Below are 11,096 nucleotides of genomic sequence, written 5' to 3'. Positions count from 1 at the left end.
GCAGAGGGGAGTCCCCTCTGCTTTAGAGCATTATCTAAAAGTACACACTGTAATATAAATTGAAACGCCGTATACGCGAACCGTACGTACGGTGTTGTGAGAGGGGCGAAAATAATACATTTATTTTCCCTCTACTCGATTTTGATATTTAAAGGAGATAAAGTGTCTATTTTAAGATTAAAATTATTTTGATATATTCAATCCCTTAATTATTTGAGAATGTTTGGTGTGTGAAATTGAAATTAAAACACTTACATTTCCTATTATCTGTGTATAAATACCTGAAAATATGAAATTATCTTTAAATTCAGATGATTCAGTGTTATTATTTTATAAGAATATTCAAACTATTAAATTGGAAGGTGAGGGAACTCATATGTCACAGATGTTGGCTTTGGTTATTGTTATTCTGATTTTATTTGTAGGGGACATAGTGGCGGTTCGAACAAAAGCCTGGGTACCTTCCGTTTTCATTTCCGCGATTCTATTTCTTTGTGGTTATTGGACATTCTTCCCGCAAGACATCGTTTCAATAGCAGGTGTTCCACCAGTAGTGGCAACCATGATGATGTACTTATTGATCACGAATATGGGAACATTGCTTTCAATAAGGGAATTGGTGAATCAATGGAAGACGATTGTCATCTCCTTATCTGGTATTCTTGGCATTGTTGCACTATTATTCGGAATTGGCATCTTTATTTTTGATCTGCAAACTGTCCTTGTAGCGGTTCCACCATTAGTGGGAGGTATGGTTTCTTCAATAATCATGTCAGAAGGAGCGGCAGATGCAGGACTTACGAGCTTATCCGTTTTTGCCATTGTTATTTATGTCATGCAAGGCTTCGCTGGATATCCTTTAACGTCAATTGTCTTGAAGAAAGAAGGGAAGAAGCTTTTGGGGCAATACCGCAATGGAAAGTTAACAGTAAAAAAGGATGAAACTGCAGCCGCTGCAGAAGGCATGACGGAACTTAGGCTGTTTAAGAAACTTCCTGAAAAATATAATACGGAGTATTTCAAATTTTTAAGACTTGCAGTTGTTGCTTTACTCGCTTACCTTGTTTCAAGTGGATTAGAGCCGATTATATCCATAAATGCATTTGTTCTTTGCTTACTATTCGGGGTTATCGGAAAAAGTATCGGTTTCTTGGAAAGACAGACACTGCAAAAAGCAAATGGATTTGGATTTGCGATCATGGCCCTTATGCTTTTCGTCTTTGATGGATTGAAAAATGCAACACCAAGTATGATGATGGAGATTCTTTACCCACTTGTTGTTTGCATTATCTTAGCTGTGATAGGTATGTATATATTCTCATTCATAGCAGGGAAATTGTTAAAAGTCAGCAAAGAAATGGCCTTTGCTGTATCTTTAACAGCATTATACGGATTTCCAGCTGATTACATTATCACCAATGAAGTCGTCAATTCATTAACAAAAGATGAAAATGAAAAAGAAGCATTGCTAAGCCATATGCTGCCGCCAATGCTTGTTGGCGGATTTATATCGGTAACAATCGTATCGGTTATTTTGGCAGGAATATTCGTACAATTCTTGTAAAATAGGAGGGATTCTAAGTGAGGCTTAGCGAACGTATAGAAAAGCAAATAAATGATTTGAACGAATTTACATCAACACCCGGAGAAGGGACTACCCGGCTTACGTATAGCAAGGAAGACTTGCTTACACGTAATTATATAAAAAATAAAATGATGGAATACGGCCTGACAGTAAAGGAAGATGGATTTGGAAATATTTTTGGAAAGCTTGAGGGTACTTTAAAAGATGCACCAAGCGTTCTGTTAGGTTCACATTTTGATTCCGTACCAAATGGCGGTGCGTATGACGGACCAGCCGGTGTAATTGTCGCACTTGAAGTGGCTGCCCTATTTGCAGAAAATCAATTAACACCTAAATATCCATTGGAAATCGTTGCCCTGATTGAAGAAGAAGGAGCTCGTTTTGGCGGAGGGCTAATGGGGTCGAGAGGAATAGTGGGAACGCTTAGTGAGGAAAGTTTTAAAAATTTAAAGGATAAAGATGGTATCACCACAATTGAAGCAATGTCAAAAATTGGACTGGATTTCTCTCTTCCGAAAAGAAGAAATCCCAATAGCATTAAAGCATTTCTCGAATTGCATATAGAACAAGGTCCAATCCTTGAAGAGAAGAATATCCCCATTGGTGTTGTAGAAGCTATTGTTGGTTTAACCCAATTTGAAGTAACCATTGAAGGAAAGGCAGGACATGCAGGCACAACCCCAATGGATCGCCGTACGGACGCATTGGTTGCTGCCGCTCAAATTATTTCTCAATTACCGAGCTTTGCAATTGGGGAAGGAGAAGGAACGGTTATAACGACAGGGCGACTAGATGTTTTACCAAATGGAGCAAACGTCATACCGAATAAGGTGGTATTTTCGGTAGATATTCGATCAAGCAAGGAAGAACATATTAACAATGTCATCAGGCGGATGAAAGAATTAATCGAATCCTATCAGGTACAGGGGATCCATTCAACGGCGGAACAGCTGTTGTATATGCCGCCAAAGATATTGAGTAATGAGATTAAGGATTTATTAAAAGATAAAAGTTCAGATTTGGAAATTCCATACTGTTCCATTGATAGTGGTGCAGGTCATGATGCGATGGTTTTTTCCGATGTGACTGATGTTGGCATGCTTTTTGTTCCAAGTAAAGCAGGACTAAGTCATTGTCCAGAGGAATGGTCTGATGCACGTCATTTGGCAAATGGAGTGCAAATATTTTACGAAGTGGCTAAATGTTTAACGGAGGTAGAATAAGAATGATTAATCAAACGATAAAAGAAGCGATTCAAAATTATAGTGATGAATTAACAGAAATACGTAGAAAACTTCATAGCGAACCTGAGTTATCATGGGAAGAAGAAAATACAACTGCCTTTGTTTGTGACTACCTTGAAAAATTAGGAATTACTTATCGAAAAGCAGAACCAACAGGTGTCATTGGAGAAATTAAAGGCGGTAAGGCTGGAAAGACCGTCGCATTAAGAGCAGATATGGACGCCCTTTCTGTAGAAGAACTAAATAAAGACTTGCCGTATGCTTCAAAGGAAGAAGGGAAAATGCATGCATGTGGTCATGATGCACACACATCCATGCTATTAATTGCAGCGAAGGCACTAAACGAAATAAAAGAAGAATTACCTGGGAATGTGCGCTTAATATTCCAACCAGCCGAAGAAGTAGCAACAGGTGCAAGGGAAATGGTTAAACAGGGGGCCGTTGAAGGTGTTGATAATGTTTTTGGCATACATATTTGGTCGCAAATGCCAACAAACACGGTTGCTTGCACTCAAGGACCTTCATTCGCTTCAGCAGATATCTTTACCGTAACCTTTAAAGGAAGAGGGGGACATGGTGCAATGCCGCAAGATTGTATCGATGCTACTATTGTCGCCTCTTCATTCGTCATGAACGTACAGTCCGTCGTATCAAGAACGGTCGACCCCCAAAATCCCGCGGTTTTGACAGTTGGAAAAATGGTCGTTGGCACACGTTTTAATGTCATTGCAGAAAATGCCGTCATTGAAGGGACTGTCCGTTGTTTTGATTCTAAAACACGTGACCATATTGAAAAGCAGCTCCAGATTTATGCTGAAAATGTTGCGAACATTTACGGTGCGACCGCAAAGATTGATTACTACCGTGGCACGCAAGCTGTCATTAATGATGAATATAGTGCCAAATTAGTGCAAAAGGTGGCCTCACAAGCGTTTGGCGATGACGCAATATATAATGAAAAGCCAACAATGGGGGGAGAAGACTTTAGCTTCTATTTAGATGAAGTACCCGGAAGCTTCGCTTTAGTGGGATCAGGAAACCCTGAAAAGGATACGGAATGGGCGCATCATCACGGGAAATTCAACATCGACGAGGATGCGCTTGCTACCGGTTCAGAACTTTATGCCCAATATGCATGGGCGTATTTGAATGAATAACGGACTGAAAAGAAGAAGGAACTTGGACAATTTCAAAACAGTCTTTCAATGTCAGAAGGCCGCCAATTGGCGGCCTTCTGGCGTTAAGGGTTACATTTTACTACAAGGGCGTTGCATACAGTCAAAAAGGGAATGGATTTTACCATTCCTTTTTGTTTTCCATTAACAAGGAATGAAACAACAAAGGTATCTTGTGTCGAAATTAAAATGAGAAATCAATTAATTACCACGAAAAACTTAAAAAAACTTAAAATAATGCAGATTTTATTGCTATTAAAATTAAGTAGACTTATAATTGGATCTATAGGGTGACATCATGTAACTGGACCAGTGACTATTTCAACAGATATGAATGGATTGAAATTGTAAAAATAAATCCAAAAACACCACTAGAAGAGATATGAAGATTGGAAGAAAAGAGTAAATCCAATCAAATACCGGGCTGGATGCCTCTTGTTCTCCAATGAAGTTTATAATCATGATCATCTTAAAATACGAACGTACTAAAGGAGGATTTCACAGGTGAATCAGGAAAAAGAAGGTTTGTCCCGCAGAAAGTTTATAGGTAACGTCTGTAAAATTGGAAGCGCTTCCGCCATTCTCGGTGTCACGGACACGGTGGGATTATTTATGCCTGAGACGGCAAGTGCCGAGGCTGAGAGGAAGGCTGGCCATAACACCAAAAAACCAGGAAAGAACAGTTCCTACATATTGATGAATGTTAGATTGGAAAGTGGATACAAGTATAAAGATGGCCAGGTCGTCGCAACCGAAACCGTATTGAGGAATCTCCATATTGTAAAAGGCATCATTACCAGAATACTAGATACCAAATCCCCTTATGGAAAAGGTGTCGATTGCTACGACGCGAAAGGCATGCTGCTACTTCCTTCTTTTAGAGATATGCATATTCATTTGGATAAAACCTTTTATGGCGGTCCTTGGAGAGCGGCTGCGACGAGGAAAAATGGCATTTTTGACATGATTACCTTGGAGCAGACACTGCTGCTGGAGCTCCTTCCAACAGCTCAGGAGCGTGCGGAGAAATTAATTGAACTAATTCTTGGCTATGGCTCAACTTATGTCAGAAGCCATTGCAACATCGATCCAGTCGTTGGCTTGAAAAATCTTGAAAAACTAAATCTGGCCTTAGCGAACTATTCAGATAAAATATCACATGAAATCGTTGGATTTCCACAACATGGCCTACTACGTTCAAATTCTCAGGGATTGATACGCGAAGCCATGCAGCTCGGAGTTACACATGTTGGCGGACTTGATCCAACCTTAGTTGACGGGGATATGGAAAAATCGTTGCAAACGATGGTACAGATCGCTGTTGACTACAAAGCAGGTATTGATATTCACCTTCATGAAGGTGGCGAAACGGGTTTGAAGGCAATACGTCGATTGGCTGATCTGACTGAGGAAGCGGGTCTGCAGGGAAAAGTGACGATCAGTCATGCGTTTTCGCTCGCTTCGTTAGGGGATGGCGCCGACGTAGAAATGGCAAAGCGCCTTGCATCGCTGGGTATTTCCATCGCCTCAACCGTTCCAATCGGCAAAGACGTAATGCCGATTCCGCTCCTTCAGAAGCATAAGGTGAACGTCATGCTAGGTAATGATAGTATTACGGATCACTGGTCACCATTCGGGATTGGCGATACGCTGCAGAAGGCACATCTCGCCTCAGATCTATACGGATGGTCAAACGAATACAACCTGTCTCGCTCACTTTCCCTTGCTACCGGTGGCATTACACCGTTAGACGAGGCTGGTAAGCAAATATGGCCAAAGGTAGGCGATGCCGCGACCGCTGTACTCATTCCAGCAAGCTGCTCGGCCGAAGCCGTAGCCCGACTGCCTAAGCGTGCTGCCGTATTGCATAAGGGAACTCTCTCTTCAGGTTCTCTGGATAGCGTGAAGCCTAAGCTTCATACCAATTAAAAGGGTATGACAATGTTAATGAACCTTGGTAAAAAAGAATTGGGATAGGTTCGATGAGCACATTAATGTTTAACGTTTTAAAGGAATTACAAAATATGAATACTGATGGGGGAAGTTATGCTACAAAATATTGGAATACCAGGATTGATGCTAATTTTAGTGATTGCCCTTATTATTTTCGGCCCTTCAAAGTTACCGGAAATCGGAAGGGCGTTTGGCTCAACATTAAGAGAATTTAAAAAGTCTACCAGAGACCTTGTTGCAGATGACACTAATGCAGATGTGACCAATAAGAAAGAAAGCTAATCAAATAAATGAAGAGGGGATGTAGGATCTGTCTTACATCTTTTTTTCCTGGAGTGATGAAGTTGGAAAATCAAAAAAAAACGAGCATGATTCAGCACCTTGAGGAGTTACGTAAACGTATTATTATCACGTTAGTCGTTTTCACGCTGTTCCTCGTACTGACATTTATATATGTTCAAGATATTTATAATGTAATAGTTAAAGACTTGCCGTTTAAGCTAGCCCTGTTAGGACCGAGTGATATCATACTCGTTTATTTAATGATTGCCACCGTCGTTGCCATCGCGGCTACTATACCGGTTGCTGCTCACCAAACTTGGCTGTTTGTACGTCCAGCGTTAACAGCAAAAGAACGCAAGGTTACTAGCGCTTATATTCCAGCTCTATTTATTCTATTCATATTAGGAATCAGTTTTGGTTACTTTATTTTATTTCCTATTGTCCTAAATTTTTTAATGTCTCTATCAAACGGCATGTTTACTACTTTCTTTACAACGGAGAAATATTTCCGGTTTATGCTTCATATGACATTGCCTTTTGGATTTCTGTTTGAAATGCCCGTTGTTATCATGTTTCTAACAAGTTTAGGAATTATAAATCCATACCGTTTGCAAAAAATCAGGAAATATTCTTACTTTATTTTAATAGTTATTTCAATTTTGATTACTCCACCAGACTTTCTATCAGATATCCTAGTTACAATACCTTTATTACTCTTATATGAAAGCAGTGTCAGCTTATCTAAATTCGTATATAATCGACATCAAAGGGAAAAAGAAAGTAAAAAATATGAATCTGTCTAAAAGGGTCTTGCACCAAGATAGTAGCATCTCGATTTTAAGGTTGATTTTTTTATGTCCGGAATAACCCCATTCAATAGTCGGAATCTATATTTTGGTGGGCTGACCGACATGTTTAATCTCTGGTTAATATCCCCGATATGAAATTCTGATAACTAAGTATATTGATTAATGTGTTCGGCATTTACTAATAATCTAACCTCAAAAGCTTAATTATCCTTAAAAAAATTCATGTTTCTTTGTGATTAAACTTGGATTAACTTATAATTAAATTACGAGGTGAGATCATGCTACAGGATGAACGACTAAACGCCATTGTTCAATATTTAAACGAACACGAACGGATTGATATTGAAACAATTTGTAAAATAAATAATGTATCTAAAGATACGGCCAGAAGAGACTTAATCAATTTAGAAGAGATGAGGAAGATCATTCGAATACGGGGTGGGGCGAAAAAGGCTCTGCTTTCCAATGAAGTCCATAATTATGGTGAGCGCATGAACATGGCATCGGAAGCTAAAGGCAAGATCGGAAAATTTGCAGCTTCTTTGATAAACAACGGGGATCATCTTATTTTGGATGCCTCTACAACAGTTCAATTTGTAGCTAAATATTTAACGAGCCGGAACAACACTGTCGTGACTAATTCGATTAACATTGCCAGTGTATTAAGCCAGAGGGACGATATAAAAGTTAATTTATTAGGCGGAACATTAAGCACTAGACACCAAGCCATTTATGGTTCAAGAGCCATCAGGGATGTACAAGATTATAAGGTGAATAAATGCATCATTGGTACTTGCGGAATATCTGCTGAAGGACTGTCTACATCCATCGAGGAAGAAGGTCTCCTCGTTCACGAAATGATTAAGCGTTCTGACCAGGTCATTGTGATTGCAGATTCAACGAAGTTTAATAAAACTTTTTTTCAAAAGGTATGTGACTTAAACTCCGTTGATATAGTGATTACAGACAAAGAAGTACCAAAAAACATGCAGGAAATCTTAAATAAACATGTGGTAGAAGTGATTGTGGTTCTAGGTCATGAAAGAGACGAGTAATAGTTTTATGGGTTCGATTTACTGCTAATTATATTAAACTCATAACAGCGGTTAATGCTTAAATTGAGGATATACAATATAGTGTTGAACGAAAAGCAAAAAAGATATGTTTGTGAATCATGTAAAAAAATTTATGAAAAAAGAGCGCCCAAGAGGTGCTCTTTTTTCAGTGGATAGATTGATGAAGTTCTTTTTAATCATTTGTAAAGGTGATTAGCTGTTCACTCCACATTGCTGGTAAGAAAATAAACCTTTTGGTATTTTCCTTCTGTATCCATTGCAGTCGCTTACATATTGCCTACTAATGAAGATGTTGATATGCTCCATTTCGATAGAAAGGGCCGTTGAAATTCCATTCATTTTACATGGAAAAATGGTAAAGTTAGTGGAGGATCCTCTCCAATCGGCTGTAGAGCCGAATGGAAGGAGGGAAATCAAAAGATTAATAAATTAAATCATGGCTGTAGAAGTAATAATAAGAAGTAGAGGGACTTTATAAAAAGGCTATGCGGAGGGAAAACTCATATGGGCAATTACTTATCAATCAGTGAAATGGCTACCATTCACAGTATCTCAAGGCAAACACTCATTTATTACGATAAGATCGGTTTATTTAAACCCGTACATATAGATGAACATGGTTATCGATATTATAGTGCCGTTCAAATTCCGTTTCTAAGGGAAATTTGCTTTTTGAAGTCGGTTGGCATCAAACTGAATGATATTAAGGACCATATAGGAAATCGCAATTTAACGACTGCCATGTCACTTTTGGAATTTCATCAAGAATTCATTGATAAAGAAATAAATGCCTTGATGAATACACGTACATTCATTCAACAGAGGTTAATGAAATATTCAGAAGCCAAAAATATTAAAAGTGAATTGGATAAACCTATTATCGAAGAATTTCCTGAAAGGCATGTATTATTTATACCATTTGAAAATGAATTGTGCCGAGAAGAATTACATTTAACGCTTATGAAAGCTTGGAATGTATTAAGTAAACATGAAATGCTTCCGTCTGAGGGATTTGGCACGGTTATTTTAAAGGATAAGCTTGGAACGGATGATATTTTCGAGGGTGCGGGAATATATACTGCATTACCTTTTATCGATCCTGATATGGATAACATGATGACGTTGCCTGCTGGGCAATATGCATGTGTATATAAATATGGAATGCCATATAACATTGAGTTTTTAAATGAATTGGTTCAATGGATCAGTGAAAATCACTATAGAATTATTGGGGACGTCGTAGATGCTTGCTTATTGGATACGACCTTTTACGAGAATGATAGTAGTGTTGATTTTTGTCAGCTGCAAATCCCTATAGAGAAAATTACTTGAATTTTCAAATATCCATTGACTGTATAGTAGAAATACACTTTAGAATATCAATTGTAACCGATAACATATAGGTTATTTTAATGTGACTATACATAGGATACTGATCTTAAATTGACAGGGGGATTTATTATGTCTGAAAAAATGAATAAAGTGACAGATTTACGTTCTGCGCTGGAACTACTGAAGTCGATTCCAGGACAATTGATTGAAACGGATGAACCAGTCAATCCTCATGCTGAATTATCTGGCGTGTATCGTCATGTCGGTGCTGGCGGGACAGTGATGCGTCCAACAAAAATCGGACCTGCCATGGTTTTCAATCATGTTTTGGGTCATGAAGATTCAAGTGTGGTAATCGGACTTTTAGCCAGCCGGGAAAGAGTCGGCCACATGCTGGATACAAAACCCGAGCGGCTCGGGTTCCTTTTAAATGAAGCTGTAAAAAACCCAATTGATCCAATCACCATTTCGAATGATAAAGCGAAAGCTCAAGAAGTGGTTCACTATGCAGAAGATCCCGGTTTTGATATTAGAAAATTAATACCTGCGCCTACGAATACAGAGGAAGATGCAGGTCCGTATATCACGATAGGCATGTGCTATGCCTCCGATACAGAAACGGGTGAATCTGATATTACGATACATCGTTTATGTTTACAAAGTAAAGATGAGATGACCATGTATTTTGTTCCTGGACGTCATTTGGAAGTTTTTCGTGAAAAGGCTGAAAAAGCAGGAAAACCGTTACCCATTTCCATTAGTATCGGTGTTGACCCTGCTATTGAAGTCGCTGCTTGTTTTGAAGCGCCAACGACACCCCTTGGCTTTAATGAGTTGAGTGTTGCAGGGGCGATCAGGAAAGAAGCGGTAGAATTGGTCCAATGCTTGACGATTGATGAAAAAGCTATCGCGAATGCTGAATATGTAATAGAAGGGGAATTGGTTCCCGGAGTGCGTGTTCGGGAAGATCAAAACACCAATACTGGAAAAGCAATGCCGGAATTCCCTGGTTATACAGGTTCAGCTGTTGCGGATCTGCCACTAATCAAAGTGAAAGCTGTAACGCACCGAGTCAACCCAATCATGCAAACAGTTATTGGTCCGAGTGAGGAGCATGTGAATATGGCTGGCATTCCAACTGAAGCAAGCATTCTGCAAATGGTGGAAAAATCCATGCCAGGAAAATTATTGAATGTATATGCCCATACTTCAGGAGGAGGTAAATACATGGCTGTTCTTCAATTCAAGAAAAGTCAGCCAAGTGATGAAGGGCGCCAAAGACAAGCTGCACTATTGGCGTTCTCCGCCTTTTCTGAACTGAAGCATGTATTCATCGTGGATGAAGATGTGGATCCCTTCGATAGCAATGATGTTCTATGGGCGTTAAATACTCGTTACCAAGGTGATGTTGATACGGTTTTCATTCCTGGAGTGCGCTGTCACCCGTTAGATCCTACACAAGATCCTGCATACAGCCCTACCATTCAGGAAAAGGGGATTTCCTGTAAAACCATATTTGACTGCACAGTACCATTTCATTTAAAAAATGAATTTAAAAGGTCTGAATTTAAAGAGGTGGATCCAAGTCGATTCGTTCCTGGATTTTCCAATTCATAAGTTTCTATAAAGTTTCGATTCAA

Annotated in this window: 9 protein-coding genes; all 9 read left to right on the top strand. The window is 39.1% G+C overall.

The features are described from left to right. Positions 1-376: 376 nt before the first annotated feature. The 9 genes from AC1DIV_RS25330 to AC1DIV_RS25290 all read left to right on the top strand — a co-directional run bounded on the left by AC1DIV_RS25330 (position 377) and on the right by AC1DIV_RS25290 (position 11,073). Positions 377-1,564 carry a hypothetical protein gene (locus tag AC1DIV_RS25330; protein WP_063576622.1) on the top strand — a complete coding sequence of 396 codons (1,188 nt, stop codon included), beginning with the start codon at positions 377-379 and terminating at the stop codon, positions 1,562-1,564. Between the two features lie 17 nt (positions 1,565-1,581). Continuing rightward, positions 1,582-2,808, top strand: coding sequence for an allantoate amidohydrolase (locus AC1DIV_RS25325; RefSeq protein ID WP_477577675.1), 1,227 nt, complete (start codon positions 1,582-1,584; stop codon positions 2,806-2,808). 2 nt (positions 2,809-2,810) lie between these two features. Next, positions 2,811-3,986 (top strand): amidohydrolase, encoded by a 1,176-nt coding sequence (locus tag AC1DIV_RS25320; RefSeq protein ID WP_477577673.1) that lies wholly within the window; start codon positions 2,811-2,813, stop codon positions 3,984-3,986. 543 nt (positions 3,987-4,529) lie between these two features. After that, positions 4,530-5,933 (top strand): amidohydrolase, encoded by a 1,404-nt coding sequence (locus AC1DIV_RS25315; RefSeq protein ID WP_477577671.1) that lies wholly within the window; start codon positions 4,530-4,532, stop codon positions 5,931-5,933. 117 nt (positions 5,934-6,050) lie between these two features. Continuing rightward, positions 6,051-6,239, top strand: a complete 189-nt coding sequence (locus AC1DIV_RS25310) for a twin-arginine translocase TatA/TatE family subunit (protein ID WP_063236065.1) — start codon at positions 6,051-6,053, stop codon at positions 6,237-6,239. A gap of 86 nt (positions 6,240-6,325) precedes the next feature. Next, positions 6,326-7,042, top strand: a complete 717-nt coding sequence (gene tatC, locus AC1DIV_RS25305; RefSeq protein ID WP_289351511.1) for a twin-arginine translocase subunit TatC — start codon at positions 6,326-6,328, stop codon at positions 7,040-7,042. Positions 7,043-7,326: 284 nt separating this feature from the next. Beyond that, on the top strand, positions 7,327-8,103 hold the full coding sequence (locus AC1DIV_RS25300) for a DeoR/GlpR family DNA-binding transcription regulator (protein WP_477577669.1): 777 nt from the start codon (positions 7,327-7,329) through the stop codon (positions 8,101-8,103). A gap of 525 nt (positions 8,104-8,628) precedes the next feature. Further along, positions 8,629-9,456 (top strand): MerR family transcriptional regulator, encoded by an 828-nt coding sequence (locus AC1DIV_RS25295; protein ID WP_477577667.1) that lies wholly within the window; start codon positions 8,629-8,631, stop codon positions 9,454-9,456. A 129-nt stretch (positions 9,457-9,585) separates the two neighbouring features. Further along, positions 9,586-11,073: a UbiD family decarboxylase domain-containing protein gene (locus AC1DIV_RS25290; protein ID WP_477577665.1), complete on the top strand. Its 1,488-nt coding sequence runs from the start codon at positions 9,586-9,588 to the stop codon at positions 11,071-11,073. Positions 11,074-11,096 lie beyond the last annotated feature (23 nt).

The sequence above is a fragment of the Peribacillus sp. 05N428 genome (assembly GCF_056397085.1).
The sequence above is the reverse complement of the archived record's forward strand: the minus strand, read 5'-3'. Positions and strand labels throughout refer to the sequence as shown.

Excerpts from the sequence above, each read along its gene's own strand:
- tatC (WP_289351511.1), top strand. The coding sequence starts at position 6,326 with ATGATTCAGCACCTTGAGGAGTTACGTAAACGTATTATTATCACGTTA.
- AC1DIV_RS25330 (WP_063576622.1), top strand. The coding sequence starts at position 377 with ATGTCACAGATGTTGGCTTTGGTTATTGTTATTCTGATTTTATTTGTA.
- AC1DIV_RS25290 (WP_477577665.1), top strand. The coding sequence starts at position 9,586 with ATGTCTGAAAAAATGAATAAAGTGACAGATTTACGTTCTGCGCTGGAA.
- AC1DIV_RS25295 (WP_477577667.1), top strand. The coding sequence starts at position 8,629 with ATGGGCAATTACTTATCAATCAGTGAAATGGCTACCATTCACAGTATC.
- AC1DIV_RS25310 (WP_063236065.1), top strand. The coding sequence starts at position 6,051 with ATGCTACAAAATATTGGAATACCAGGATTGATGCTAATTTTAGTGATT.
- AC1DIV_RS25300 (WP_477577669.1), top strand. The coding sequence starts at position 7,327 with ATGCTACAGGATGAACGACTAAACGCCATTGTTCAATATTTAAACGAA.
- AC1DIV_RS25320 (WP_477577673.1), top strand. The coding sequence starts at position 2,811 with ATGATTAATCAAACGATAAAAGAAGCGATTCAAAATTATAGTGATGAA.